The sequence below is a fragment of the Klebsiella sp. KTE92 genome, assembly GCF_000398905.1.
GTDB lineage: Bacteria > Pseudomonadota > Gammaproteobacteria > Enterobacterales > Enterobacteriaceae > Klebsiella > Klebsiella variicola.
This window is the reverse complement of record NZ_KB976100.1, coordinates 281,390-307,104: the sequence shown is the minus strand read 5'-3', so window position 1 is coordinate 307,104 and position 25,715 is coordinate 281,390. Positions and strand designations below refer to the sequence as shown.

Here is a 25,715-nt window from a genome sequence, read left to right as displayed (position 1 = left end):
CTATACTCCTGTACCTATAAAGGAGCAGTGATACTTTTTCGCCAGCCCGGCGGCGAAATACACTAAAACTGGAGGAATGTCGTGCAAACTTTTCAAGCCGATCTCGCCGTAATTGGTGCTGGCGGAGCAGGCCTACGCGCCGCTATCGCCGCCGCCCAGGCCAACCCCAATGCCAAAATCGCCCTGATTTCTAAAGTCTATCCGATGCGCAGCCATACGGTCGCTGCAGAAGGGGGGTCCGCAGCCGTTGCCCAGGATCACGATAGCTTTGAGTACCATTTTCACGACACCGTCGCCGGAGGCGACTGGCTGTGCGAGCAGGATGTCGTCGACTATTTCGTTCATCACTGCCCAACGGAAATGACCCAGCTGGAACAGTGGGGATGCCCGTGGAGCCGCCGCCCCGACGGCAGCGTCAACGTCCGGCGCTTCGGTGGGATGAAAATCGAACGCACCTGGTTTGCCGCCGATAAAACCGGCTTCCACATGCTGCATACTCTCTTCCAGACCTCCCTTCAGTTTCCCCAAATTCAGCGCTTTGATGAACATTTCGTCCTTGACCTGCTGGTCGATGACGGGCAGGCCCGCGGCCTGGTAGCGATGAATATGATGGAAGGCACCCTGGTGCAGATCCGCGCTAACGCGGTCGTGCTGGCTACCGGCGGCGCCGGGCGCGTCTATCGTTACAACACCAACGGCGGCATCGTTACTGGTGATGGTATGGGTATGGCGCTGGGCCATGGCGTGCCGCTGCGCGATATGGAATTTGTTCAGTATCACCCGACCGGCCTGCCGGGCTCCGGGATCCTGATGACCGAAGGCTGCCGCGGTGAAGGCGGGATTCTGGTCAACAAAAACGGCTATCGCTACCTGCAGGATTACGGCATGGGCCCGGAAACCCCGCTCGGCGAACCGAAGAACAAATATATGGAGCTGGGTCCACGCGACAAAGTGTCCCAGGCCTTCTGGCACGAATGGCGGAAAGGGAACACCATCCCGACGCCGCGCGGCGACGTGGTCTACCTCGATCTCCGCCACCTCGGCGAGAAAAAACTGCTGGAGCGTCTGCCGTTTATCTGTGAACTGGCGAAAGCCTACGTCGGCGTCGACCCGGTGAAAGAGCCGATCCCGGTGCGCCCGACCGCGCACTACACCATGGGTGGTATCGAAACCGATCAGCAGTGCGAAACCCGGATCAAAGGGCTGTTTGCCGTGGGCGAATGCTCGTCCGTCGGTCTGCACGGCGCCAACCGTCTGGGTTCCAACTCGCTGGCCGAGCTGGTGGTCTTCGGCCGCCTGGCCGGGGAACAGGCTATGCAGCGCGCCGCACAGACGACTGAGGCAAATAGTGCCGCACTGGATGCACAGGCCGCCGATGTAGAGCAACGGCTGAAAAATCTCGTTAACCAGGAAGGTAACGAAAACTGGGCGAAAATCCGCGACGAAATGGGGCTGTCGATGGAGGAAGGCTGCGGCATCTACCGTACGCCGGAGCTGATGCAGAAAACTATCGATAAGCTGGCTGAGCTGCAGGAGCGCTTCAAGCGCGTGCGCATTACCGACAACTCCAGCGTGTTCAACACCGACCTGCTGTACACCATTGAACTGGGACACGGCCTGAACGTTGCCGAATGTATGGCGCACTCGGCCATCGCCCGAAAAGAATCGCGCGGTGCGCACCAGCGTCTGGATGAGGGCTGTACCGAGCGCGACGACGTCAACTTCCTCAAGCACACCCTCGCCTTCCGCGAGGCCGATGGCACCACCCGTCTGGAATATGGCGACGTGAAGATCACCACGCTGCCACCGGCAAAACGTGTCTATGGCGCCGAAGCGGAAGCGGCTGAGAAGAAGGAGACCACCCATGGCTGAGATGAAAAACCTGAAAGTCGAAGTGGTGCGCTACAACCCGGAGGTCGACACCGCACCGCATAGCGCATTCTATGACGTGCCCTATGATGAGCAGACCTCGCTGCTGGACGCCCTGGGCTACATCAAAGACAACCTGGCGCCAGACCTGAGCTACCGCTGGTCCTGCCGGATGGCGATCTGCGGCTCCTGCGGCATGATGGTCAACAAGGTGCCGAAGCTGGCCTGCAAAACGTTCCTGCGCGATTACACCAAAGGCATCAAAGTTGAGGCGCTGGCCAACTTCCCGATCGAACGCGATCTGGTGGTGGATATGACCCACTTTATCGAAAGTCTGGAGGCCATTAAGCCGTATATCATCGGCAATAACCGCACGCCGGACCAGGGGCCAAACAAGCAGACGCCAGCCCAGATGGCCAAATACCATCAGTTCTCCGGCTGCATCAACTGCGGGCTGTGCTATGCCGCCTGCCCGCAGTTCGGCCTGAATCCGGAATTTATCGGCCCGGCGGCGATCACCCTCGCCCACCGCTACAACGAAGACAGCCGCGACCACGGCAAAAAGGAACGTATGGCGCAGCTTAACGGCCAGAACGGCGTCTGGACCTGTACTTTCGTGGGCTACTGCTCGGAAGTGTGTCCGAAGCACGTCGACCCGGCGGCCGCGATCCAGCAGGGCAAGGTGGAAAGCTCGAAAGACTTTCTTATCGCCACCCTGAAACCACGCTAAGGAGTGCATTATGACGACGAAACGCAAACCCTACGTGCGGCCAATGACCTCCACCTGGTGGAAAAAGCTGCCGTTTTATCGCTTCTACATGGTGCGGGAAGGGACAGCGGTACCGACAGTATGGTTTAGCATTGTGCTGATTTACGGGCTGTTTGCCCTCAAGCACGGCGCCGAAAGCTGGGCGGGATATATCGGATTCCTGCAAAACCCGGTGGTGGTGATCCTCAATCTGATTACCCTGGCGGCGGCGCTGCTGCACACCAAAACCTGGTTTGAGCTGGCGCCGAAAGCCGCCAACGTCATCATCAAAGGCGAAAAAATGGGGCCAGAGCCGGTCATTAAAGGGCTCTGGGTGGTAACGGCGGTGGTCACTGTGGTGATCCTGTTTGTGGCCCTGTTCTGGTAAGGAGGCTGAGATGATTAATCCCAATCCGAAACGTTCCGATGAACCCGTATTCTGGGGGCTGTTTGGCGCAGGCGGCATGTGGGGCGCGATCGTCGCGCCGGTGATGGTGCTGCTGGTCGGCATCTTGCTGCCGCTGGGGCTCGCCCCGACAGACGCCTTCAGCTATGAGCGCGTGCTGGCTTTTGCCCAAAGCTTTATCGGCCGCGCATTCATCTTTCTGATGATTGTTCTGCCGCTGTGGTGCGGTCTACACCGTATTCACCACGCCATGCACGACCTGAAAATCCATGTACCCAACGGTAAGTGGGTCTTCTACGGCCTGGCGGCAATCCTCAGCGTCATCACCCTCGTTGGCGTACTGTTTATCTGATCCTGCAAGAGCCCGGTCGCATTTCTGCTACCGGGCTCGCTTCATGTAAAAATCTTGCCGCCTTTTCCCTGCTGGACTCTACACTTAGCTTAAAAGCCAGCAAGGAGCATGCCATGCGTATCCTGCCGATAATCACCGCGATTGCCGTCTCGTTCCTGTCTGTCGCCTGCAGCACGCCCACCCCACCGCCGGGCGTCACCGTGGTCAGTCCCTTCGACGTTCAGCGCTATCTGGGTACCTGGTATGAAATCGCCCGCTTTGACCACCCTTTTGAAAGCGGGCTGGAAAAGGTCACGATCGCCTGGCACCCACGCGATGACGGCGGCCTGGACGTGGTCAATAAAGGCTATAACCCCGACCGCGGTATGTGGCAGAAAACGGATGGAGTGGCGTACTTTACCGGCGAGCCCAGCCGCGCCGCGCTGAAGATCTCCTTCTTCGGCCCTTTCTACGGCAGCTATAACGTCATTGCCCTGGATAAGGAGTATCGTTACGCGCTGGTCTGCGGACCCGATCGCGACTATCTCTGGTTACTGGCGCGGGCACCCACCATCGCTCCGGAGGTCAGGCAGCAGATGCTGGATATTGCTACCCGGCAGGGCTTTGATGTCAGCAAACTGATCTGGGTCAATCAGCGCTACAACTAGTGCGCGCTAATCTTCAGGCCAATGATGCCGACCACGATGCAGGCGAGACTGGCGATACGCATAGCGCTGGCGGATTCACCCAACAGCACAATACCGGTCACGGCGGCGCCCACAGCGCCGATTCCGGTCCAGACGGCGTAAGCAGTCCCCACCGGCAGGGTTTTCATCGCCCACGAAAGCAGCGCCATGCTGACGACCATCGCCACGATGGTGATGACGCTGGGAACCAGCCGGCTAAAGCCATGGGTATATTTCAGGCCGACGGCCCATACCACTTCCAGCAGACCAGCGATAAATAAGACTATCCAGGACATAAGGCTCCTTTGCTGGGGCCGTCCCCGGATGAGAAACGCTTACGGGTCGTCCCGTAAGGTGGATGAAAAGTCGCAGTGAGTATATCCAACAGGATGGGGGAAGTGAAGAACGGTACGGCGTAAACCGTACCGTCGACGGCGTTATTGCTGAGCTTTGGTTGCCGCACCAGAGATTGCGCTGCCGCCTTCTGAAATATCCTGACCCACTCCGCGCGTAGTGTTACAAGCAGTCAGTGCTGAAGAGAGGACCAAAACCGTAAAGAACGCTGCAATCGTTTTTTTCACCATAATGTCATCCTTAGTGTCAGTTTTGTTTTCATGCCCTATAAGCATAGACAAACCGTCCACAGATGAAGGGATCTTTGCGATTTTTAAGAGAAAAGGAATATTCGTGGAGGAAGCTGGCGCGCCAGGAGGCAACCGCCACTAGCAAAACGGAAGGAAATTTAGCTCACGGCGTGAGAGATGGCGTGGCCCAGGCCCTGAATATCTTCACCCACTCCGCGGGCGGTGTTGCAGCCAGCCAGTAACGCGCTGCTCAGAAACAGTAACACCAGAAGTTTTACGCTGCGCTTCATGTCTCGTGTTCGTCGTACCTGTGCGTAAAGAGCGGCGCAGCACGGAGGCTGCGCCAGTCAACATGGCGCGAAATTATTTCACGCGGGATACGTATTCGCCAGAGCGAGTATCCACTTTGATCACTTCGCCAATCTGGACGAACAGCGGAACTTTAACCACGGCGCCAGTAGACAGGGTCGCTGGTTTACCGCCGGTACCCGCGGTGTCGCCTTTCAGACCTGGATCGGTTTCAATGATTTCCAGCTCAACGAAGTTCGGCGGGGTGACCGCGATCGGCTGGCCGTTCCACAGGGTCACGATGCACTCAGCCTGATCCAGCAGCCATTTAGCGTTGTCACCGATCGCTTTCGCGTCAGCAGACAGCTGTTCGAAAGTTTCGTTGTTCATGAAGTGCCAGAACTCACCGTCGTTGTACAGGTAAGTCAGGTTCATATCGACAACGTCCGCGCCTTCTGCCGAATCGGTAGATTTGAAGGTTTTCTCAACACGGGTGCCAGTCAGCAGGCGGCGCAGTTTAACGCGCGCAAACGCCTGGCCTTTACCTGGTTTAACGAATTCGCTGGCTTCTACCGCATAAGGTTCGCCATCTAACATGATTTTAAGACCAGCACGAAAATCGTTGCTATAGTAAGTCGCCATAAGGCCCTCTGAAATTGTTTAACTGGTAGCTAAGCCACAAAATGGCGCATATTGTAACCCTAAATACCCCATCCAGAGAAGATTGGATAACGCAACTTGCCAATGTTGTGACCAGTCCTGATGAACTGCTGCGTCTTTTAAATGTAGACGCTGATGAAAAACTGCTGGCCGGACGCGAGGCCAGACGCCTGTTCCCGCTGCGCGTCCCGCGCGCGTTTATCGCCCGCATGGAGAAAGGCAACCCTAACGATCCGCTGCTTCGTCAGGTACTTACCGCCGAGGAAGAGTTTATCGTCGCCCCCGGATACTCCACCGATCCGCTGGAAGAACAGCACAGCGTGGTGCCCGGCTTGTTGCACAAATATCACAACCGGGCACTGCTGCTGGTGAAAGGCGGTTGTGCGGTCAATTGCCGTTATTGTTTCCGCCGCCACTTCCCTTATGCCGAAAATCAGGGCACCAGGCGCAACTGGCAGACGGCGATGGACTACATCGCGGCGCATCCGCAGCTTGATGAAATCATCTTCTCCGGCGGCGACCCGCTGATGGCAAAGGACCATGAGCTTGACTGGCTGATGACCCAGCTGGAAGCTATTCCGCACGTTAAGCGTCTGCGTATTCACAGCCGCCTGCCGATTGTGATCCCGGCGCGCATTACCGAGACGCTGGCCAGCCGCTTCCAGCGTTCGTCGCTGCAGGTAATCCTGGTTAACCACGTCAACCACGCCAATGAAATTGACGATGAGTTCCGCGCGGCGATGGCCATGCTGCGTCAGGCGGGCGTCACGTTGCTCAACCAGAGCGTGCTGCTGCGCGGGGTGAACGACAACGCGCAAACCCTGGCCGACCTCAGCAATGCGCTGTTTGACGCCGGGGTAATGCCCTACTACCTGCACGTGCTGGATCGGGTACAAGGGGCGGCGCACTTCATGGTTAGCGATGATGAAGCCCGTGAAATCATGCGTGAACTATTGACCCTCATCTCCGGCTACATGGTGCCGAAGCTGGCGCGCGAGATCGGCGGGGAACCCAGCAAGACGCCGCTGGATTTAGGGCTGAAGCAGCGATAAACGTCAGATTCACTTGTCTGCCAGGACGGTCTGGCAGACAAACCATGTGAAGCCATTTCTTGCCAGAGGATTAGGTAACCAGCTATCAGCTATCAGCTATCAGCTATCGCATTACGTGATAACCCCCTATTGCGACAAGCTAACGGTGAAGCACCACCAGCACCACGATATTAATCACAATCATCACTACAATCAGCGCGATTAACCAGGTGGGCATTTTAAAAGTTACCTGTAATCGTTCCGATTGTTTTCCTGGTATCTCCACTTTATTCTCTATCAACTCATTGCCCTGAATCGCTAAGCTTTCTGTTAATGGAATAACTACGTGATCGTCAGAATGACCTTTGCTCTCGGCAGTAACGTCGGCAACCTTATTATTTTGATAATGCGTTAATGTCGCCCGATTCATATTCTCGCACTCTTCATCAGAGAGAGGGATGATCAGGGTATCTGGCGCGACGCTAAACCCTTTTTGCCTGACGGTGATAATGATATCCGCCGACAGCCCCGCTTTGAGCAATGATTTTCGCAGCAAAGAGATATTTTGATAGAACGTATTTTGTGACACCACCACTCCCCGGGTTTCCCAAACAGCAGCCAGAAATTCATCCCGCGAAATCACTTTACCGCTATTCTGCAAGAGTAACAGCAAGCATCTGGCAGTGGGCGCATTGAGGCTGACACACTCTCCGTCACCTGAAAGCGGCCGCAGCTCATTCATATTTGCATTAAAGATAACTTCATGATTAATCATACACCCATTAAATAACGCAGCGTTATCCATATCCCTGCCCCACGAAAAACCATTATCCATAATAAATTCTAATTAGTTCAGCCAACATGGTCTATGAACATTATCATTTCAAAAAGGAACGAGTTTAGTTCACATTGACCGGCGCCACACAGAATACAGGAGATAAATCAATATGCGACAGTTATCTTGTTTAGCCCCCGCATTTTCAGATTAAATTCACCTCAAATAATGGCAGCATCTCAATCTACTATAAAAGCATTAAATTCAGAGGCATTTCATAAAGAATTCACAAGCATTTTTTGCACCATGCTTTTAAATTACTCCCGCTTTCCCATGGTTCGCTATGGCAAGCGATATGGTAGCGTTGTTCAACAGGATGATTAGTCTCAGCACTATATAAAGGAATGCTGGCGCTTATTTTCAATATCAATGCGAATGCATACTCCATTCCCTTGATAACTGTTATCGACTCTACACAGGACTAAGTATCTATATATGGATTAATTAAATGAAAAAGACAATCGTAGCTGTAATGGTCGCTGCATCTGCAGTGCTGAGTGCTCAGGCAATGGCAACTAACACTGCTCAGGTAACTGTACTGGGTGAAGTCTCTGATGCAGCTAACTCTTGCGTCGTGACTCCGACTGGTACCCTGAACAACGGTATCGTTCAGCTGATCACTGTGACCACTGCGGAAGCGAATGCTGAAGCGGCAGGTACTCTGTTCAAAACTCAGGACTTCGGTTTTAAAGTTACTGACTGCGCACAGGGCAGCGCTAACCCGGTTACTGGCCTGACTGTAAACGTTGCCGGTATCACCTCCAGCGATAAAACCATCCTGGACAACACCGCAGCTGGCGGCGCTACCGGTATCGGTATCGGTATCCAGCGTCTCAGCGATTCCCATCGCGTAGCCTTCGACGGTTCTGACACCATGACCGAAAGCTACTCTGCTACTACCGGTACTCAGCTGAAGTACACCACTGGTTATGTAAAAGTGAACTCTGCTACTCCGGTAACCGAAGGCCCGGTTAAAGGTGTTGCGACCTTTACTATCGATTACACCATCTAATTTTTCCCCAAAGGGCCCCGCTTCACGGCGGGCCCTTTTTTGCATTCAGAGAAAAAACATGTTCAGGACTTTATTAACTTTCACCGCTTCCTGTGCATTACTCCTCAGCAGTATTGCCCATGCCGGTATTGTAGTGGAATCCACCCGCTATCTGTATAAAGAAGGCGCACGTGAAATCACCGCGCAAATAGAAAATAAAGATGATATTCCCTATCTGATTAAATCCTGGGTTGAAGCGCCGGCAGGAAAAGCGCCCTCTTTTATGGCTACACCGCCGCTGTTCCGCCTTGAAGGGAAACAACAGAATACGGTTCGTCTGTTTTCTAACGGAAACGTTAATGCGCCGACCGACCGGGAATCCATGTACTATTTTAACGTCATGGCGATTCCTCCGGCAGATGATGCCAAAGCGAATAACAACACCATTCAACTAGCAGTCCGTCACCGCATGCGTCTGGTCTATCGCCCTAAAGCACTTTTCGACCTCTCCCCTAATACGGAAGCGAAAAAGCTCGAATGGCGAAAATCTGGCACTAAGCTGACGATCAAAAATCCAACGCCCTTTTTCTTCTATTTCCATAGCATCCAGATTGGCAGCAAAGAAGTGAAGCCGGAAGTCAACTCGGTCGCCCCGATGACGACTAAAGAAGTGACGTTAAAAGAAAATATTAATGCCTCCAGCATTACCTGGAAAGTTGTCAATGATTATGGCGGAGCTGGGTCGCTCTACTCCTCATCGCTGTAATAAGAAATTTATTTTATCATTATAGGGATGTGTCTATGCCAAATAAGAATAATGGATTATTCAAACTATCCACCATCTTCCTTGCAATGCTTCCGGCATTGCTTTCTGGTTTGAATAATAAAGCGCAAGCACGTGACTTTTTCGATCCCTCATTCATTAGCTCATTGAATGGTAGCGATCCATCAACCACTCCTGACTTATCCGTATTTCAGACCCAGAACGCGCAGGCGCCGGGGGATTATCGGGTCGATATCATGTTTAATGGTCGCTACCTGGATACCAGGACGATAAAGTTTGTCGCCAACAATCGCGCCAGCAGCGATAACCGCGAACCCGCTCTGGTTCCCTGCCTGAGTCTAAAAGCTCTCGCGGAATATGGCGTAAGGATAAAAGCCTTTCCAGAATTAGCCGAGGATCAAAACGGCTGTGCAAACTTTTCTGTCATTCCGGACACCAAAGCGGACTTTGACTTCACCGCCCAGCGCTTAAATATCTCTATTCCGCAGGCGGCCTTATCCACCACCGCGCAGGGATATATTCCACCGGATCAGTTTGATGATGGCATCAACGCCCTGCTGGTGAACTACCAGTTCAGCGGCTCGAACGACATGCAGGCCAATGATGAATACTACAGCCTGAACCTGCAGTCTGGCCTCAACGTTGGCCCATGGCGTATCCGCAACCTCAGCACATGGAATAAAAACAATGGCGATGCCGGGGACTGGGATTCAGCCTATCTCTATATGCAGCGCAGCATTCGTCCGATCAACAGTAACCTGGTGATGGGCGAAAGTTCATCGCTCTCAACCATCTTCGACAGCGTGCCGTTTACCGGTATTCAGCTGGCCACCGATACCACGATGTTGCCGGAAAGTATGCGCGGCTATGCGCCGATTATTCGCGGTATCGCCAAAACCAACGCCCGCGTCGTCATTAAACAGAACGGCTACCAGGTTTACCAGACCTACGTGGCGCCCGGGGCATTTGAAATCACCGATATGTACCCGAGCGGCGGTAGCGGCGACCTTTACGTCAGCGTGGAAGAGTCCGACGGATCCAAGCAAGAATTTGTTGTGCCGTTCGCCACCCTGCCGGTCATGGTGCGTGAAAATCAACTGGAGTATGAGATTACTTCCGGTAAATATCGACCTTACGATGGTGGAGTCGATGAAACGCCATTTACTCAGGCTACCGCGACCTACGGCGTCTCCAGTAGCCTGACAGTATATGGCGGCATGCAGGCGGCCTCGCGCTACCAGGCGCTATCGACGGGTCTCGGCTATAACCTCGGCGAGCTAGGCGCCGCCTCGGCAGACGTCACCCAAGCCTGGTCGAAAATGAAAGACGATGAAAAGACCTCCGGGCAGTCCTGGCGCGTACGTTACGGGAAAAACATCGTCGAAACCGGCACTAACGTCACCATCGCGGGCTACCGCTATTCCACCCGCGGGTTTAATACCCTCTCCGAGGTGCTGGATAGCTACTCTAATGACGGCAACTATAGCCCGCGTTCGCTGCGTAACCGTACCAACCTGACGGTTAACCAAAGCCTGGGTAAAGACCTGGGTAGCCTGTCCGTTAGTGGATTAATTGAAGATTACTGGGACGATAAGCGCACCAACAAGTCGATCAGCGTGGGGTACAACGGCGGCTTCCGCAATGTGAACTACTATCTGGGCTATAGCTATAACCGTTACACCTGGAGCGGGGATAGCTCCGGTAAAGACGCCCAGGACGATCAGCGCATCACCCTGACGGTGACCCTGCCGCTGAGCAACTGGCTGCCGGGTACCTATACCAGCTATCAGTTAACCAACAGCAATCCGGGATCAACCGATCAGTCGGTATCCATAGGGGGGGTCGGGCTGGATAACGACAGCCTCGAGTGGAGCCTGCAGCAAGGGTACAGCAACCGGGAATACTACAGCGGCGATATGCGCGGAACTTATAACGGCGCCCGCGGCAGCGTTAATGCCGGCTACAGCTATGACAATAACAGCCAACGTATTGACTACGGCGCCAACGGCAGCATTCTTGCCCATGCCGATGGCATCACGCTTGGCCAGGACATCACCGACGCTGCCGTGCTGATTAAAGCACCAGGGCTGGATAACGTCAGACTGGCCAACGATAACACCATCTCCACCGACTATCGCGGTTACGCTATTGTCCCGTACGTTACGCCTTATCGTCGCACCGATATCACACTGGACAGCACCACCCTTGGTGAAGATATGGAACTGCCAGAAACCACGAAGAGCGTTGTTCCGACGCGTGGTGCCATCGTGCGTGCAAGTTATGACGGCAATATCGGCCAGCGGGCCTTTGTGCATCTGAAAACCGCCAATGGTCAGGACGTACCTTATGGCGCAATGGTCCTGCTCGCCGGAAATAGTAAATCGCAGCCAAGTATCGTCAGCGACGCGGGCATGGTCTATATGTCCGGCTTGCAGCAGACCGGGATCCTTAACGTTCAGTGGGGCAAAAGCGCCGCGCAGCAGTGCAATGCTTCATTTACTTTACCGGCCAGGGAAGGCAAAGCGACTGGCATCAGTCAAATCGAAGCGGTTTGCCGTTAGTCATCCATAGGGGAATATATTGATGAAAAGAATTTTTATCCTAATAACATTGCTGATGCTGGGTGGTGAGGCTGCTGCTAAGTGCACATATAGCGGCACTACCAAGCGTCAAGGCTTAACGCTGAACAATGTCAAAATTCCAACGGATACTTCCATTCCGGTAGGGACTGTATTGTATACCCATAAGTTTGGTACTGGATCGTATAAAGGTTTCACTTGTGATAAAAGCACCGATGACCAATATATTATTGATGTCGGGGCCGCCGCTGTTTCAGGCGTTACCGGTATTCAGGGCGGTACCGTATATGAAACGGGGATTGATGGCATTGGGTTTCAAGTCTCGGATTTATTGCGCAGTAAAAATGGCGCTCTGGTCGCTGCCGAGGCAGGTTCGACCCTGGTGCCGATAACAAAATCATCCGAGAATAACTATCAATTTATTACCGTATGGCTAGTCAAAACTAAAACCGTAATTGATACCAGCACCAAGTCCAGCTCAAACCCCTCCGTTTCCTTTTCGGTAGGGAATCTAAAAACCAACCCGGTCGCAAACGATAGACTCATATACGAAGCAATTTCCATTTCAATTAAAAACATCAATTATCGTACTACATCTTGTAATATCTCTACGCCACGGTCGCAGGTGACACTGAATCGTATTGACAAAGGACAACTCATGTCACTGGCTCGTGGGGCAACAACGCCAGCGCAGAAGACCATTCCAATGAACATTAGCTGTCCGAATGATTCAGTCGGTAACACGGTGACCTACTGGTTCAACCCGATAGGTGGGATGAGCACTTCAGGTGATGGTATTGTCGACAACATGCTTACCGGAACAGAAGCAGCTAATAAGGTAGGAGTCATATTCAAGCTATCGGGCAGCCCTGTTGTTTTCTATGATACCGATAGTTACAATTATAAAATAAATACCAGCAATGACCTCAACAAAACCATCAATTTAACTGCCGACTATTATCGACAAAGTGATAGTAGCGCTGATGTCACACTGGGACTGGTAAAAGGAATGATGGAAGTTGTTATTCAGGAGGATTAACTCCCTCCTAACCTCTAATAGGGGCATGAACTTGCCCCTATTACAACAATAAAACTCAAAGACATTAATATAAATATGACGATAACGGAGTGAGTTATATGAAATCATTCAAGTTCCTTATCACTTCATCTCTCACTGTCATATTAACGTCTACTCTAAAACATGAAATAAAGTATGAAGTTATCCATTCACATATAAATCACAATATTTTTATTGATCATCTTAAAACTTTCCACTATCTTTTTGCACCGGGCGATTATTAATTATCCCCGCTATTTTCAACATATAATATTTATTTAAGGGATTATACCAATGAAAGAATTAACTGTATTCGAAATGGAAGAAATTTCTGGTGGTTATAGCTGGGATTTCTCCTCTTTATCTTCTAGCCTGACCTCGTTGGTTTCTAACGGCGTAGAAGCTGTAGGCGCAGCTATTCTGGGCGGTACTATTGCTGCCGTTGCAGGAACATTAATTGGCGGAACACAGTCAGGAGCTAATGGTGGTTTGTTAGGTTTTGGTCTGCTGGGTAATCTCGTAGGGATGTTTTGGGGTTTAGCCATGGGGGCTATCGGCGGAGCGATTGGTGGCGCTGCCATAGGTTGGGATGGGACACTGGGATATGTAAAAGAAACGGTGGAAGGTATTCTTAATGGTACCTTTGTTCCATGGTCTCATTAAGAGTTTAATATCTAAAACAAAGGCCTTAAAGGCCTTTGTTTTCCTCTAGCCACATAAATAAAAGTTACCAATATGAATACTAACCTCTATCGCAAGGAAGCGATCGAATATAAAAGGAACCACTGGAGAGGTAAAGCATTATTGTTAGCTGGCTTACCCGCATGGGCAGTCACTTTACTATCCACTATCTTTTTAATTGCATTAATCTCAGCGATAATTTTCTGTAAATTCACTCAAAGAATAGACGTAAAGGGAGAAGTAATTACCCTACCACACTCTATTAACGTATTTTCCCCTCAGCATGGGTTTATTATTAAACAATACGTACAAATTGGTGACTACGTTAAAAAAGACCAACCTCTGTATGAGATAGACGTTTCTCGCAACACCTCCAGCGGTAACGTTAGCGCTGCACAGGTTGAAGCTATCAACGAAAAAATAGAAAACTCAAATGATATTATCAAAAAGTTGGTTGATAATAAAAATCAGACGATTAATGCGTTAATCGCACAGTTAAAAACATCAACCGATTCGTTGAAAGAGACCAACCGGATGTTACAAAACACCCAGGCCGGACTCAAAAAAATGCATGCTAACCTTGCAAGCTACGATAAATACCTTAGCAATGGATTAATCACCAAGGATCAATATAACTACCAACACTCTTTATACTTTCAGCAACAGAGTGCTTATCAGTCGCTGGTAAGTCAAAAGATGCAACTTGAATCACAGATCACCCAGTTAAATAGTGACAGGGTGACAAAAGCTGCAGACTTTGATAACCAGATTTCCAGCCAGTATAACCAGGCTAATGACTATAAAAATCAACTGGTAGAATCAAATGCCAATGGCAACTTGATTATTAAAGCGACCAGTGATGGTAGAGTTGAGTCTTTATCGGCAACGCAAGGTCAGACCGTTGAAAACGGCAGTAGCCTGGCGCAGATTAAACCGACTGGAAATGTAGAATACTATCTTATCCTTTGGTTACCGAATAATGCCATCCCTTATCTTAAAGTCGGTGATCCGATTAATATTAGATATGATGCATTTCCTTCGGATAAATTTGGCCAATTTCCTGGGACGATTCTCTCCATATCTTCTATGCCGGCATCCCGACAGGAAATGTCTGAATACACTAACGTTGGCGATGGCACAGCACAACAGGAACTGGCACTTTACAAAGCAATTGTCAAAATTAAAGATAAAGAGTTTAAACACGATGGTAAAACGTTGCGTTTATCTAATGGTCTTAAGGCACAAGCCGTCGTCTTTCTTGAAGAGCGCCCGCTTTATATGTGGATGTTCACCCCTGTTTATAAAATTTCTCAAAGCGTGAGCGGCCCTGTTAATGAATAACGAACTGTTTGAAAAGATCATCGCAAAAGTTAACTTTTCTCTCCTGAAGAAAACTCCCGTTATATTACAATCGGAAGCCGCTGAGTGTGGGATCGCCTGTCTGGCCATGATTTGCGGCTATTATGGACTGGAGATTGATCTGTTTAATTTCCGCCAGCGCTTTGGTAGTCCTTCACAGGGCGTCACGCTGATGTCTTTGAGCAAAACAGCAGAACATGCTGGTTTAAAAAGTCGTGCGCTGTCATTAGACCTTGACGAGATTCGCCAGCTTAAACTCCCCTGCGTGCTGCACTGGGGGATGAACCACTATGTGGTGTTGACCAAAGTCCGCAAATCCAGCTTTGTGGTGCACGACCCAGCGCTAGGCAAGCGCATCATTGGTAATCAGGAGATGTCCAATTATTTTACGGGTATCGCCCTGGAACTCTGGCCCGATCAAAACTTTCAGCAGGAAAAAGCTAAGTCCCGCCTGCGTCTGTTGGATTTGATGCGTAATATTGTCGGATTGAAGTCAGCGCTACTGAAAATTTTTGCCTTCTCGGTGGTCGTTGAAGCGATTGGTTTACTGCTGCCGATAGGTACCCAGTTGGTTACCGACCATGTCATTATGGCGCACGACCAAAGTCTGCTGTCGGTCATCTGTATAGGTCTGGTCTTTTTTACGCTGTTTCGCACCTTCATCAGTATGCTGCGCGCCTGGACCTCATTGACGCTGAATACGCTAACAAATATTCAGTGGAAAACCACCCTTTTCGATCATCTGACCAGTCTACCGCTGTCGTTCTTCGAAAAACGTCATCTTGGGGATATTCAGTCTCGTTTCTCCTCTTTGGATACGATACGCTCGACGTTTACGAATAGTATTGTCAGCGGCATTATTGACTCGATCATGACTATTGGCCTGCTGATCATGTTGACGCTGTACGGCGGCTGGCTGACCTGGGTAGTCGTTGGTTTTACCCTGTGCTATGCGATTATGCGCCTGGCAACTTATCATTTCTATCGTCGCGTGGCAGAAGAGCAGGTTATTAAGGGGGCCCGTTCCAGCTCGCACTTTATGGAGTCTTTGTACGGTATCTCGACTATCAAAGCGCTCAATCTTAAAGAGCGGCGCTCCCAGCACTGGCTCAATATTAATATCGAAGCCTGCAACGCCGGTATTAAACAAACCCGCTTTGATATGATGTTTGGAGGGGTGAACACTTTTATTACCGCTATCGATCAGGTCGCAGTCCTCTGGCTGGGTGCCATCATGGTTATTGATAATAATATGACCCTCGGTATGTTTATGGCATTTAACGCCTACCGTGGACAATTCTCGCAGCGCGCCTCCAGCCTGGTCGATTTGTGTATGCAACTGCGAATGCTCTCTTTACATAACGAACGTCTGTCAGAGATCGTCTTTAGCGAGCCGGAAAAAGAGCTCCCCGCGCGAGAAGTATTTTCTCCGGATTCAGGCGCCAAACTGGAGGTCAAAAACCTCTGTTATCAATATGATCCATTTTCTCAGCCGATTTTTTCAAATTTAAATATCACGGTTGAGCCAGGAGAATCCGTGGCCCTGGTCGGTCCTTCAGGCGTTGGTAAAACCACGCTGTTAAAAGTGATGTGTGGTCTGCTTTCACCAACCAGTGGCGATGTTTTAGCGGATAATCTTGATATCACTAAAATTGGTATTAATAATTATCGACTTGGCACCGCCTGTGTACTGCAGGAAGACCGCCTTTTTTCCGGTTCGCTTATCGATAATATTAGCGGCTTTGAAGATAACGCCGACCTTGATTTTGTGATGGAATGCGCCAAACACTGCAACATTCATGACGAAATTATGAAGATGCCGATGGGCTATGAAACCATCGTCGGTGAACTGGGACTAGGTATTTCCGGTGGGCAAAAGCAGCGTATCCTCATCGCCCGTGCCTTGTATCGTAAACCAAGCATACTGTTTATGGATGAAGCCACCAGCCATCTTGACCTAAAAAATGAATCCGTTATCAACCAGTCAATCTCGGCGTTAAGCATTACCCGAATTATCGTCGCTCATCGGCCATCCACAATTGCCTCAGCCGATCGCGTTATCGACCTGTCGCAGACAAAGAACCTCATGCCAGTCTAAAAGGAGAAAACTATGCAAGGAACGTTTATTGGTTTTAATACTGCAGGCATTACCTTTGAAGATCGATTTCTGGCGCTGTTATTAAAAATAAAGCAGGAAAATGGGCTCTGTCAGCAATATTATCTGCAAGCGCCCATACTACTCGATCTTGTTCTCATACTTCAAAATCGTCTGCTTGTGACGTATAAGCGATTACACGAACAAGGGGAAACCTATAAAGAAGAGCTTATCGCTTATAATGAATCGCTGATCGCTAACATCCCTGCCGTAGAGATGGCGGAGATTCAGCAGCCGAATCCTGAGCGGCGTATTATGTCGATTACTCTTAAACCAAGCGAGACTGAATCGACTCTCATTCTGGTTCTGCAGAATGAGCAAATTTGCACATTATGTATTGAAGACAGGCAGGTAGAGGCATTACTCGCTGGTATTCAGCAAGCGTTGAAAACTGTTAATGATCTAGATGTCATAAATTACTTAGCTGCAAACCTTGATTTCTTAATATGCTATACTGTCGACTTAACCACTCAGCCGAATATTGACTATCAGCAGCATCCTCAGGAAGAGTGGAAGTTGAACCTGTTTTCCCATTACCTGGGCGTGCTGTACTGCTGCGAGACGGAGGAAGGGAAGAAAATTGTCTCCGGTGCGGTAGTCAAAACCAGCGTACCGCATCTGTCTGAACTGGAAAACAACATCGTGATGCAGCTTATCGAGAAAAGCCCCAAGCTCAAGGCGATGCACGCGGAGCTGGCGCCATGCCAGATCTTCAGTACCATTATCCCTTCCCAGCCGGGAAGAATGCTCTGTCTGGAAGAGTGCCTGCGTCCTCTGCACGCCTTCTATCTGGAGAAGAAAGCGGAGCTTAGCGCCTGATCCTCATCTAGCGACCACGCCTCTCTCCGCGCTCGCAGAGAGAGGCGTCACGCATCAGTTCGGGCACTTATAAACCTGGCCGTTCATTTCGCTGTCGGTAGGTACAAAGCTCGACAGCAGATTCTGCGTCGGGCTGCTGACGCCGTAAATCACGTTGCCGCCCATCGCTGCCGCTTGGTTACGCAGAGCGTTCGCCGCACCGCGCATAGAACCACCCTCATCGCCATTCTGGCCGGAGAGCCAGTTGCTCTGTTTACCCGTCGCGGTCCCTAACAGCTGACACTCTGCGCCCGGCTTCTCCTGCACGAAGCGCACATTCTGGCCGGCAGAGGTTAATTCATTGCTGGAACTGCAACCTGCCAACAGTAAGGCTGCGCCGACAATCCCTGCTAAATATTTTACCTGCATGTTATTCCCCATGATCGATGAGCTGGACGCACTGGCCCGGATGTAAATCTGTCATCCTTCAAACTGCGTCGGCATGAGCCGCGTTCATTTCCTCCCCGGTCGCGCTTGTCAGTTCACGCCCGAAACGGAGGTGCTTGCCGCTCTGATGCAGCTTAAATGATTTTTATGTATAAGCCTTATACTAAAAAGCGCGCCAAAAGAAAAACCCCCAGCCATTGCTGGCCAGGGGTTTCTGCTTTTTTATGCCGTAGAGCGCACGATTACATCATGCCGCCCATACCGCCCATGCCGCCCATACCGCCAGCAGCACCTAAATCAGGCGCGTCGCCTTTCGGCAGGTCGGTCACCATGCACTCGGTGGTGATCATCAGACCAGCCACGGATGCCGCGTACTGCAGAGCAGAACGGGTCACTTTGGTTGGGTCCAGGATACCGAAGTCGATCATGTTGCCGTATTCTTCAGTTGCTGCGTTGTAACCGTAGTTACCGTCGCCAGCTTTCACGTTGTTAGCAACAACAGACGGCTCTTCACCGGCGTTGGACACGATCTGACGCAGCGGTGCTTCCATTGCGCGCAGCGCAACTTTGATACCGACGTTCTGATCTTCGTTCTGACCGGTCAGGCCAGCGAGTTTCGCCGCAACGCGAACCAGCGCTACGCCGCCGCCAGCCACCACGCCTTCTTCAACCGCAGCACGGGTTGCGTGCAGGGCGTCGTCGACGCGTGCTTTTTTCTCTTTCATTTCAACTTCGGTAGCCGCACCGACTTTGATTACTGCCACGCCGCCAGCCAGTTTAGCGACACGTTCCTGCAGTTTTTCACGGTCGTAATCGGAGGTCGCTTCTTCGATCTGCTTACGGATCTGAGCTACACGGCCCTGGATTGCAGACTCTTCGCCAACGCCATCGATGATGGTGGTGGTGTCTTTGTTGATAACCACGCGTTTCGCCTGGCCCAGATCTTCCAGAGTCGCTTTTTCCAGCTCCATACCGATCTCTTCAGAGATAACGGTACCGCCAGTCAGGGTAGCGATATCCTGCAGCATGGCTTTACGACGGTCGCCGAAGCCCGGTGCTTTCACCGCAGCCACTTTAACGATGCCGCGCATGGTGTTAACCACCAGGGTCGCCAGCGCTTCGCCTTCAACGTCTTCAGCGATGATAACCAGCGGTTTGCCAGCTTTCGCTACGGCTTCCAGAACCGGCAGCATTTCGCGGATGTTGGAGATTTTTTTGTCAGCCAGCAGGATGAACGGGCTTTCCAGCTCAACGGCACCGGTGTCCGGCTTGTTGATGAAGTACGGAGACAGGTAGCCGCGGTCGAACTGCATACCTTCAACTACGTCCAGTTCGTCTTCCAGACCGGTACCGTCTTCAACGGTGATCACGCCTTCTTTACCGACTTTATCCATCGCTTCCGCGATCAGTTTACCGACGGTTTCGTCGGAGTTAGCGGAGATGGTACCAACCTGAGCGATAGCTTTAGAGTCAGAGCACGGTACGGACAGCGCTTTCAGTTCTTCAACGGCGGCAATGACAGCTTTGTCGATACCACGTTTCAGATCCATCGGGTTCATGCCTGCTGCAACAGCTTTCAGGCCTTCGTTCACGATAGCCTGAGCCAGCACGGTTGCGGTGGTGGTACCGTCACCTGCCGCGTCGTTCGCTTTAGAGGCAACTTCTTTCACCATCTGCGCACCCATGTTTTCGAACTTGTCTTCCAGTTCGATTTCACGAGCAACGGAAACGCCATCTTTAGTGATGGTCGGCGCGCCGAAGGATTTGTCCAGAACCACGTTACGGCCTTTCGGGCCCAGGGTCACTTTAACTGCATCTGCCAGTACGTTTACGCCGCGCAGCATTTTTACACGAGCGTCGTTACCGAATTTTACGTCTTTTGCTGCCATTTCTTTTATTCCTCAAATTCGTTCAGGGTCGTGCGAATTACGCTTCAACAATTGCCAGGATGTCGCTTTCGGACATGATCAGCACTTCTTCGTTGTCGATCTTCTCAGACTTCACGCCGTAGCCATCGTTGAAAATCACGATGTCACCAACTTTAACGTCCAGCGGCTGCACAGTTCCGTTTTCCAGAATGCGGCCTTTACCGACAGCGATGATTTCGCCACGAGTTGATTTAGCTGCCGCAGAACCGGTCAGAACGATGCCGCCTGCAGATTTGGTTTCAACTTCTTTACGTTTGACGATCACACGATCATGTAACGGACGAATACTCATTGATAGCTCTCCTTCGAGAAAGTCATTATCAGTTATGGGTGACGCCGGGCCGAACGCGGTTTACCGGCTAGTGCAGAGAGAGATGGGGGTGGCCATTTCCCGCTTCAAGGGCAAAATCAAAAAAAATTTTTACCTTTGCGCTAGCGCGCAAAAAGCAGCGCTATCGGCCAATGCGTCATAAGGAAAAGCGATTGTGATACTCTCTTTTTTTTCACTGGCGCAGGATGGAATCATGAGTGGTTTAAAACAGGAGTTGGGACTGGGACAGGGAGTCGGATTACTTTCCACCTCATTGCTGGGTACCGGCGTCTTCGCCGTCCCGGCGCTGGCGGCGCTGGTCGCTGGCGATAACAGTCTGTGGGCATGGCCGCTGCTCATTCTCCTTGTTTTCCCGATTGCCATCGTCTTTGCCCTGCTGGGCCGCCATTTTCCCAGCGCGGGCGGCGTGGCCCACTTTGTCGATATGGCATTTGGCCCACGTCTGGCCAGCGTCACCGGCTGGCTGTTTTTATCCGTTATCCCGGTCGGACTCCCCGCCGCGCTGCACATCGCCACCGGCTTCGGCCAGGCGCTGTTCGGCTGGCATGATGCGCAGCTACTGTTGGCGGAGCTGGGCACCCTGGCCATCGTCTGGTGGATCGGTTCGCGTGGCGCCAGCTCCAGCGCCAACCTGCAGACGCTGGTTGCCGTGCTGATTGTGGCGCTGATCGTCGCCGTCTGGTGGCGTGGCGGGATAAGCCCGGCGCAGATCCCCTTCCCCGCCCTGACGGAGATCGACCATGGTCAGCTCTTCTCCGCGCTATCGGTCATGTTCTGGTGCTTTGTCGGTCTGGAAGCTTTTGCTCACCTGGCCTCGGAGTTTAAACATCCCGAGTGTGACTTCCCCAGGGCGCTGATGATAGGCCTGCTGCTTGCCGGTTCGGTCTACTGGGCCTGTACCGTGCTGGTGCTGCACTTCCACGCCTTTGGCGAGGAGATGGCGGCGGCCGCGTCGCTACCGAACATCGTGGTCCGTCTGTTCGGTGTCGAAGCGCTGTGGGTGGCCTGCGTCATCGGCTATCTCGCCTGTTTCGCCAGCCTCAACATCTATATTCAAAGCTTCGCCCGCCTGGTCTGGTCGCAGGCGCAGCATAAGCCCGAAAGCTACCTCGCACGGCTGTCGCCACGGCAGATCCCGCGCAATGCCCTCAACGCCGTGCTGGGCTCCTGCGTGGTCAGCACCCTGTGTATCTATTTGCTCGATATCAACCTGGACGCGCTGATCGTCTATGCCAACGGCATTTTCATCATGATCTATCTGCTGTGCATGCTGGCCGGCTGTCGTTTGCTGCGCGGGCGCTATCGGCTATTGGCGGTGGTGGGCAGTATTCTCTGTCTGCTGCTGCTGGCGATGGTCGGCTGGAAGAGTCTGTACGCGCTGGTGATGCTGGCGGGGCTGTGGCTGTTTTTACCCAGGCGCAAGCTGGCGACAGGTAGCGTGTAAGCCAGGAAAGAAACCGGCCCGGTCGCATTTGCTGACCGGGCCGGGCGTGTATTAATCGCGGGGATCGTCCTTATGGTCCAGACGATCGCGATGCTCATCCTTACGCTGGAATTCCCCTTCGAAGGTCTCACCGCCGCCAGTTCCGGCGCTAAAGCCGCCGCCCGGCATCCGGCTGAAGCGCAGATGCGGCATCAGCTTCATCGTCAGGTGCTTCTGCACTGGCGGCAGCAATAGCAGCAGGCCAAGGAAGTCGGTAAAGAACCCCGGGAGCAACAGCAGCAGACCGGCAATAATCAGTGAAACGCTCTTGATCATCTCCGCTGCCGGGCTCTCGCCTGCGGCCATCTTCTGCTGCATCAGCAGGAAGTTTTTGAAGCCCTGGTTACGCACCAGCGACATCCCTACCACCGAGCTAAAGATCACCAGGATTAGGGTCATAAAGACGCCCAGCACGTGCGCGACCTGGATAAAGATCGATATCTCAATGTAAACGTAAAGAAAAAAGGCAATAAACGGAATCCAACGCACCGGCGTCTCCTTCATCAACGGGCGCTGAGCTCAGCCCCCGTAATCATCAATTTGCTGATCGCATCCCTCTAAGATGGGGATGCTGCGCGGCTTTTCAATCAGCGGAAATGCTTATTTTTTCCAGCAATAGGAAAGCGGTGACCCATTTCACAGATTAATAAATCTTCTCACACCCGCGATGTAATAAGTGATCAAGCTTACTGATATTCGCTATCATCAGCATATGATCTTGGGCACCAGGCCGGTTAAGGAAATAATCGTCGGCCAGAAAATATACTGAATCCTGGATATTCTGTGTATTTGGTGAATTCATTGGCAGCTTGAAAAGAAGGTTCACATGTTAAACAACATTCGTATCGAAGAAGATCTGTTGGGCACCAGGGAAGTTCCCGCGGACGCTTACTACGGCGTTCATACTCTGCGAGCGATTGAAAACTTCTACATTAGCAACAGCAAAATCAGCGACATACCAGAATTCGTGCGCGGCATGGTGATGGTGAAGAAAGCCGCCGCGCTGGCGAACAAGGAGCTGCAGACCATTCCCAAAAGCGCGGCAAATGCGATTATCGCCGCCTGTGACGAAGTCCTGAATAACGGCAAATGCATGGACCAGTTCCCGGTCGATGTCTTCCAGGGCGGGGCCGGCACCTCCGTAAACATGAACACCAACGAAGTCCTGGCGAACATCGGCCTCGAGCTGATGGGCCATCAGAAAGGCGAATACCAGTACCTGAACCCAAACGATCACGTCAACAAATGCCAGTCCACCAACGATGCCTACCCGACCGGATTCCGCATCGCGGTGTATGCCTCCATCCTGAAGTTAATCGATGCGATTAAACAGCTGGGCGAAGGCTTCCAGGCGAAAGCCGTGGAGTTCCAGGACATTCTCAAAATGGGCCGCACCCAGCTGCAGGACGCGGTGCCGATGACCCTCGGCCAGGAGTTCCATGCCTTCAATGTGCTGCTTAATGAAGAGACCAAAAGTATTCTGCGCACTGCGGAGCTGCTGCTGGAGGTGAACCTCGGCGCCACCGCCATCGGTACACGTCTCAACACCCCGGACGGCTATCAACAGCTGGCGGTGCAGAAGCTGGCGGAAGTGAGCAACTTACCGGTCGTTCCGGCGGAAGATCTGATTGAAGCCACCTCGGACTGCGGGGCGTACGTCATGGTTCACAGCTCGCTGAAACGCCTGGCGGTGAAACTGTCCAAGATCTGTAACGACCTGCGCCTGCTCTCTTCTGGTCCACGCGCAGGCCTCAACGAAATCAACCTGCCGGAGCTGCAGGCGGGTTCCTCTATTATGCCGGCGAAGGTTAACCCGGTAGTGCCGGAGGTGGTCAACCAGGTCTGCTTTAAAGTCATCGGCAACGACACCACGGTGACCATGGCCTCCGAAGCCGGGCAGCTGCAGCTGAACGTGATGGAGCCGGTGATCGGCCAGGCGATGTTCGAATCCATACATATCCTGACCAACGCCTGCTACAACCTGCTGGAGAAATGCGTTAACGGCATCACCGCCAATAAAGCGGTATGTGAAGGCTACGTCTACAACTCCATCGGCATCGTCACCTACCTCAACCCGTTTATCGGCCACCACAATGGCGATATCGTCGGCAAGATCTGCGCCGAAACCGGCAAGAGCGTGCGGGAAGTGGTGCTGGAGCGTGGGCTGCTGACGGCGGCGGAGCTGGATGATATTTTCTCCGCGCAAAACCTGATGCATCCTGCTTATAAAGCGAAGCGTTATACCGATGAAAGCGAACAGTAATCTTTCCGGTTAGTCATTGAAAGGCATGTCAGCGATGACATGCCTTTTTTGCTTTTTAGTTTTACTAAAATACAACAATCCAATATCAACTTGTTAAAAAACAAGGAAGGCATATATGTTTGGTGCAGAACTGGTTATTGTCCTGCTGGCGATTTATCTCGGCGCCAGGCTCGGCGGCATTGGTATCGGCTTTGCCGGTGGCCTTGGCGTCCTTGTCCTGACGCTTATTTTTCAAATCAAACCGGGTGCGATCCCCTTCGACGTTATTGAAATCATCATGGCGGTCATCGCCGCTATCGCCGCCATGCAGGTCGCCGGCGGGATGGATTACCTGGTCAGCCTCGCCGAACGGATGCTGCGCCGCCACCCGAAGTACATTACCTTCCTTGCCCCGCTGGTGACCTGGTTTATGACCGTACTCGCCGGCACCGGCCATACCGCCTTCTCCACGCTGCCGGTGATCACCGAAGTGGCCAAAGAGCAAGGCATTCGCCCATCTCGTCCGCTGTCGATTGCGGTCGTGGCCTCTCAGATAGCGATCACCGCCTCGCCTATCTCCGCGGCGGTGGTGTTCTTTGCCGGGATCCTTGAGCCGCTGGGCGTTAGCTACCTGACGCTGCTGGCCATCTGTATTCCGGTCACCCTGCTGGCGGTAATGCTCACCGCGATTGTTTGCAACTTCCTCGGCTGCGAACTGAAAGACGATCCCATTTACCAGGAGCGGCTGGCCAAGGGGGAAGTTAGACTGCGCGGCAGCCAGGTGTTTGAGCTGAAGCCGCACGCCAAACGCTCTGTCCTCCTGTTTTTGATCGGCATCGTGGCGGTGATGTTCTACGCCACGGCCATCAGCGATACCGTCGGCCTGATTAAGAACCCGGTGCTGCCGCGTAACGAAGCGATCGTGGTGTTTATGCTGACCATCGCCACCCTGATTAGCATCACCTGCAAAATCGACACTGGCGAAGTGCTCAACGCCAGCACCTTTAAGTCCGGGATGAGCGCCTGCGTCTGCGTCCTCGGCGTCGCCTGGCTGGGCGATACCTTCGTTAAAGCGCACATCAGCGATATCCAGGCCGTGGCCGGCGACCTGCTGCACAATTACCCATGGCTGCTGGCGGTGGTGCTGTTCTTTGCCGCCACGCTGCTCTACTCACAGGCAGCCACCACCAAGGCGCTGATGCCCGCTGCGCTGCTGCTCGGCGTCAGCCCGCTGACGGCGATCGCCTCGTTTGCCGCCGTCTCGGCGCTGTTCGTCCTGCCAACCTATCCGACCCTGCTGGCGGCGGTGGAGATGGACGACACCGGCTCGACGCGCATCGGCAAATACGTCTTTAACCACGCCTTCCTGATCCCTGGCGTTATCGCTATCACGCTGTGCGTAATCCTGGGCTTTATCTTTGGCGGGATTATGCTGTAAATAC

General features: G+C 52.4%; 26 protein-coding genes. 17 read left to right on the top strand and 9 right to left on the bottom strand.

All coding sequences use genetic code 11. The features are described from left to right. The first annotated feature begins 81 nt into the window (after nucleotides 1-81). From frdA to A1WC_RS23450, 5 genes are all read left to right on the top strand, one after another. On the top strand, nucleotides 82-1,872 hold the full coding sequence (gene frdA, locus A1WC_RS23430; protein WP_008807207.1) for a fumarate reductase (quinol) flavoprotein subunit: 1,791 nt from the start codon (nucleotides 82-84) through the stop codon (nucleotides 1,870-1,872). Next, nucleotides 1,865-2,599 (top strand): fumarate reductase iron-sulfur protein, encoded by a 735-nt coding sequence (gene frdB / locus A1WC_RS23435; RefSeq protein ID WP_004177729.1) that lies wholly within the window; start codon nucleotides 1,865-1,867, stop codon nucleotides 2,597-2,599. The genes frdA and frdB overlap by 8 nt, the downstream gene beginning before the upstream one ends. A gap of 10 nt (nucleotides 2,600-2,609) precedes the next feature. Continuing rightward, the gene (gene frdC, locus A1WC_RS23440; protein ID WP_002885530.1) at nucleotides 2,610-3,005 is read left to right on the top strand and encodes a fumarate reductase subunit FrdC; all 396 of its coding nucleotides are present in this window, start codon (nucleotides 2,610-2,612) and stop codon (nucleotides 3,003-3,005) included. A 10-nt stretch (nucleotides 3,006-3,015) separates the two neighbouring features. Next, on the top strand, nucleotides 3,016-3,375 hold the full coding sequence (gene frdD / locus A1WC_RS23445; protein ID WP_016160142.1) for a fumarate reductase subunit FrdD: 360 nt from the start codon (nucleotides 3,016-3,018) through the stop codon (nucleotides 3,373-3,375). A gap of 113 nt (nucleotides 3,376-3,488) precedes the next feature. Then, nucleotides 3,489-4,022 carry a lipocalin family protein gene (locus tag A1WC_RS23450; RefSeq protein ID WP_008807208.1) on the top strand — a complete coding sequence of 178 codons (534 nt, stop codon included), beginning with the start codon at nucleotides 3,489-3,491 and terminating at the stop codon, nucleotides 4,020-4,022. Here A1WC_RS23450 and sugE read toward each other — a convergent pair. From sugE to efp, 4 genes are all read right to left on the bottom strand, one after another. Further along, complete coding sequence (sugE, locus tag A1WC_RS23455; RefSeq protein ID WP_008807209.1) at nucleotides 4,019-4,336, bottom strand: quaternary ammonium compound efflux SMR transporter SugE; 318 nt, start codon at nucleotides 4,334-4,336, stop codon at nucleotides 4,019-4,021. The two genes, A1WC_RS23450 and sugE, sit on opposite strands and share 4 nt — an antisense overlap. Nucleotides 4,337-4,477: 141 nt before the next feature. Next, nucleotides 4,478-4,624, bottom strand: coding sequence for a lipoprotein toxin entericidin B (gene ecnB, locus A1WC_RS0124865; RefSeq protein ID WP_004206423.1), 147 nt, complete (start codon nucleotides 4,622-4,624; stop codon nucleotides 4,478-4,480). Nucleotides 4,625-4,782: 158 nt separating this feature from the next. Further along, nucleotides 4,783-4,914: an entericidin A/B family lipoprotein gene (locus A1WC_RS0124860; protein WP_002885511.1), complete on the bottom strand. Its 132-nt coding sequence runs from the start codon at nucleotides 4,912-4,914 to the stop codon at nucleotides 4,783-4,785. Nucleotides 4,915-4,987: 73 nt separating this feature from the next. After that, the gene (efp, locus tag A1WC_RS23460; protein WP_002885506.1) at nucleotides 4,988-5,554 is read right to left on the bottom strand and encodes an elongation factor P; all 567 of its coding nucleotides are present in this window, start codon (nucleotides 5,552-5,554) and stop codon (nucleotides 4,988-4,990) included. Between the two features lie 41 nt (nucleotides 5,555-5,595). On the opposite strand from efp, the gene epmB reads away from it, so the two are divergent. Further along, nucleotides 5,596-6,624, top strand: a complete 1,029-nt coding sequence (gene epmB / locus A1WC_RS23465; RefSeq protein WP_008807210.1) for an EF-P beta-lysylation protein EpmB — start codon at nucleotides 5,596-5,598, stop codon at nucleotides 6,622-6,624. A gap of 139 nt (nucleotides 6,625-6,763) precedes the next feature. Here the strand turns inward: epmB and A1WC_RS23470 are convergent, their stop codons facing one another. Next, nucleotides 6,764-7,408, bottom strand: a complete 645-nt coding sequence (locus A1WC_RS23470; RefSeq protein WP_012969123.1) for a winged helix-turn-helix domain-containing protein — start codon at nucleotides 7,406-7,408, stop codon at nucleotides 6,764-6,766. 478 nt (nucleotides 7,409-7,886) lie between these two features. Between A1WC_RS23470 and A1WC_RS23475 the strand changes: the two genes are divergently transcribed. From A1WC_RS23475 to yjeJ, 8 genes are all read left to right on the top strand, one after another. Next, nucleotides 7,887-8,450: a fimbrial protein gene (locus tag A1WC_RS23475; protein ID WP_016160141.1), complete on the top strand. Its 564-nt coding sequence runs from the start codon at nucleotides 7,887-7,889 to the stop codon at nucleotides 8,448-8,450. 58 nt (nucleotides 8,451-8,508) lie between these two features. After that, nucleotides 8,509-9,195, top strand: coding sequence for a molecular chaperone (locus A1WC_RS23480; RefSeq protein WP_016160140.1), 687 nt, complete (start codon nucleotides 8,509-8,511; stop codon nucleotides 9,193-9,195). 35 nt (nucleotides 9,196-9,230) lie between these two features. Further along, nucleotides 9,231-11,774: a fimbria/pilus outer membrane usher protein gene (locus A1WC_RS23485; RefSeq protein ID WP_012969125.1), complete on the top strand. Its 2,544-nt coding sequence runs from the start codon at nucleotides 9,231-9,233 to the stop codon at nucleotides 11,772-11,774. Between the two features lie 22 nt (nucleotides 11,775-11,796). Next, nucleotides 11,797-12,831, top strand: a complete 1,035-nt coding sequence (locus A1WC_RS23490; RefSeq protein WP_016160139.1) for a fimbrial protein — start codon at nucleotides 11,797-11,799, stop codon at nucleotides 12,829-12,831. A 312-nt stretch (nucleotides 12,832-13,143) separates the two neighbouring features. Next, nucleotides 13,144-13,512 carry a hypothetical protein gene (locus tag A1WC_RS23495; protein ID WP_016160137.1) on the top strand — a complete coding sequence of 123 codons (369 nt, stop codon included), beginning with the start codon at nucleotides 13,144-13,146 and terminating at the stop codon, nucleotides 13,510-13,512. 72 nt (nucleotides 13,513-13,584) lie between these two features. Further along, entirely contained in the window at nucleotides 13,585-14,871 is a 1,287-nt protein-coding gene (locus A1WC_RS23500) for an HlyD family secretion protein (protein ID WP_016160136.1), read from the top strand. Beyond that, nucleotides 14,864-16,987, top strand: a complete 2,124-nt coding sequence (locus A1WC_RS23505) for a peptidase domain-containing ABC transporter (protein WP_016160135.1) — start codon at nucleotides 14,864-14,866, stop codon at nucleotides 16,985-16,987. Before A1WC_RS23500 ends, A1WC_RS23505 begins: the two co-directional genes overlap by 8 nt. A 12-nt stretch (nucleotides 16,988-16,999) precedes the next feature. Then, on the top strand, nucleotides 17,000-17,863 hold the full coding sequence (yjeJ, locus tag A1WC_RS23510; RefSeq protein WP_016160134.1) for a YjeJ family protein: 864 nt from the start codon (nucleotides 17,000-17,002) through the stop codon (nucleotides 17,861-17,863). Between the two features lie 54 nt (nucleotides 17,864-17,917). Here yjeJ and A1WC_RS23515 read toward each other — a convergent pair whose 3' ends face one another. The 3 genes from A1WC_RS23515 to A1WC_RS23525 form a co-directional block, all read right to left on the bottom strand. Further along, a complete protein-coding gene (locus A1WC_RS23515) occupies nucleotides 17,918-18,271 on the bottom strand; it encodes a DUF4156 domain-containing protein (protein ID WP_004152419.1) in 354 nt (117 codons plus the stop codon). A gap of 260 nt (nucleotides 18,272-18,531) precedes the next feature. After that, nucleotides 18,532-20,178, bottom strand: a complete 1,647-nt coding sequence (groL, locus tag A1WC_RS23520) for a chaperonin GroEL (RefSeq protein WP_008807218.1) — start codon at nucleotides 20,176-20,178, stop codon at nucleotides 18,532-18,534. 37 nt (nucleotides 20,179-20,215) lie between these two features. Further along, nucleotides 20,216-20,509 (bottom strand): co-chaperone GroES, encoded by a 294-nt coding sequence (locus tag A1WC_RS23525; protein ID WP_003855929.1) that lies wholly within the window; start codon nucleotides 20,507-20,509, stop codon nucleotides 20,216-20,218. A gap of 232 nt (nucleotides 20,510-20,741) precedes the next feature. Between A1WC_RS23525 and yjeH the strand changes: the two genes are divergently transcribed. Continuing rightward, complete coding sequence (gene yjeH, locus A1WC_RS23530) at nucleotides 20,742-21,992, top strand: L-methionine/branched-chain amino acid transporter (protein WP_016160133.1); 1,251 nt, start codon at nucleotides 20,742-20,744, stop codon at nucleotides 21,990-21,992. A 51-nt stretch (nucleotides 21,993-22,043) separates the two neighbouring features. Here yjeH and A1WC_RS23535 read toward each other — a convergent pair whose 3' ends face one another. Further along, complete coding sequence (locus A1WC_RS23535) at nucleotides 22,044-22,520, bottom strand: FxsA family protein (protein ID WP_016160132.1); 477 nt, start codon at nucleotides 22,518-22,520, stop codon at nucleotides 22,044-22,046. 337 nt (nucleotides 22,521-22,857) lie between these two features. Between A1WC_RS23535 and aspA the strand changes: the two genes are divergently transcribed. Both aspA and A1WC_RS23545 read left to right on the top strand, forming a co-directional pair. Then, nucleotides 22,858-24,294 carry an aspartate ammonia-lyase gene (gene aspA / locus A1WC_RS23540; protein ID WP_002885424.1) on the top strand — a complete coding sequence of 479 codons (1,437 nt, stop codon included), beginning with the start codon at nucleotides 22,858-22,860 and terminating at the stop codon, nucleotides 24,292-24,294. A 115-nt stretch (nucleotides 24,295-24,409) separates the two neighbouring features. Continuing rightward, complete coding sequence (locus A1WC_RS23545) at nucleotides 24,410-25,711, top strand: anaerobic C4-dicarboxylate transporter (protein ID WP_008807221.1); 1,302 nt, start codon at nucleotides 24,410-24,412, stop codon at nucleotides 25,709-25,711. Nucleotides 25,712-25,715 lie beyond the last annotated feature (4 nt).

Bases quoted from the DNA above. Each gene is read 5' to 3' on its own strand.
- A1WC_RS23480 (WP_016160140.1), top strand. From the start codon at position 8,509: ATGTTCAGGACTTTATTAACTTTCACCGCTTCCTGTGCATTACTCCTC.
- A1WC_RS23515 (WP_004152419.1), bottom strand. From the start codon at position 18,271: ATGCAGGTAAAATATTTAGCAGGGATTGTCGGCGCAGCCTTACTGTTG.
- A1WC_RS23495 (WP_016160137.1), top strand. From the start codon at position 13,144: ATGAAAGAATTAACTGTATTCGAAATGGAAGAAATTTCTGGTGGTTAT.
- sugE (WP_008807209.1), bottom strand. From the start codon at position 4,336: ATGTCCTGGATAGTCTTATTTATCGCTGGTCTGCTGGAAGTGGTATGG.
- epmB (WP_008807210.1), top strand. From the start codon at position 5,596: ATGGCGCATATTGTAACCCTAAATACCCCATCCAGAGAAGATTGGATA.
- A1WC_RS23525 (WP_003855929.1), bottom strand. From the start codon at position 20,509: ATGAGTATTCGTCCGTTACATGATCGTGTGATCGTCAAACGTAAAGAA.
- frdB (WP_004177729.1), top strand. From the start codon at position 1,865: ATGGCTGAGATGAAAAACCTGAAAGTCGAAGTGGTGCGCTACAACCCG.
- A1WC_RS23450 (WP_008807208.1), top strand. From the start codon at position 3,489: ATGCGTATCCTGCCGATAATCACCGCGATTGCCGTCTCGTTCCTGTCT.
- A1WC_RS23545 (WP_008807221.1), top strand. From the start codon at position 24,410: ATGTTTGGTGCAGAACTGGTTATTGTCCTGCTGGCGATTTATCTCGGC.
- A1WC_RS23505 (WP_016160135.1), top strand. From the start codon at position 14,864: ATGAATAACGAACTGTTTGAAAAGATCATCGCAAAAGTTAACTTTTCT.
- efp (WP_002885506.1), bottom strand. From the start codon at position 5,554: ATGGCGACTTACTATAGCAACGATTTTCGTGCTGGTCTTAAAATCATG.
- A1WC_RS23490 (WP_016160139.1), top strand. From the start codon at position 11,797: ATGAAAAGAATTTTTATCCTAATAACATTGCTGATGCTGGGTGGTGAG.
- A1WC_RS23475 (WP_016160141.1), top strand. From the start codon at position 7,887: ATGAAAAAGACAATCGTAGCTGTAATGGTCGCTGCATCTGCAGTGCTG.
- groL (WP_008807218.1), bottom strand. From the start codon at position 20,178: ATGGCAGCAAAAGACGTAAAATTCGGTAACGACGCTCGTGTAAAAATG.
- frdD (WP_016160142.1), top strand. From the start codon at position 3,016: ATGATTAATCCCAATCCGAAACGTTCCGATGAACCCGTATTCTGGGGG.
- yjeH (WP_016160133.1), top strand. From the start codon at position 20,742: ATGAGTGGTTTAAAACAGGAGTTGGGACTGGGACAGGGAGTCGGATTA.
- A1WC_RS23485 (WP_012969125.1), top strand. From the start codon at position 9,231: ATGCCAAATAAGAATAATGGATTATTCAAACTATCCACCATCTTCCTT.
- A1WC_RS23470 (WP_012969123.1), bottom strand. From the start codon at position 7,408: ATGGATAACGCTGCGTTATTTAATGGGTGTATGATTAATCATGAAGTT.
- A1WC_RS0124860 (WP_002885511.1), bottom strand. From the start codon at position 4,914: ATGAAGCGCAGCGTAAAACTTCTGGTGTTACTGTTTCTGAGCAGCGCG.
- yjeJ (WP_016160134.1), top strand. From the start codon at position 17,000: ATGCAAGGAACGTTTATTGGTTTTAATACTGCAGGCATTACCTTTGAA.
- aspA (WP_002885424.1), top strand. From the start codon at position 22,858: ATGTTAAACAACATTCGTATCGAAGAAGATCTGTTGGGCACCAGGGAA.
- ecnB (WP_004206423.1), bottom strand. From the start codon at position 4,624: ATGGTGAAAAAAACGATTGCAGCGTTCTTTACGGTTTTGGTCCTCTCT.
- A1WC_RS23500 (WP_016160136.1), top strand. From the start codon at position 13,585: ATGAATACTAACCTCTATCGCAAGGAAGCGATCGAATATAAAAGGAAC.
- frdC (WP_002885530.1), top strand. From the start codon at position 2,610: ATGACGACGAAACGCAAACCCTACGTGCGGCCAATGACCTCCACCTGG.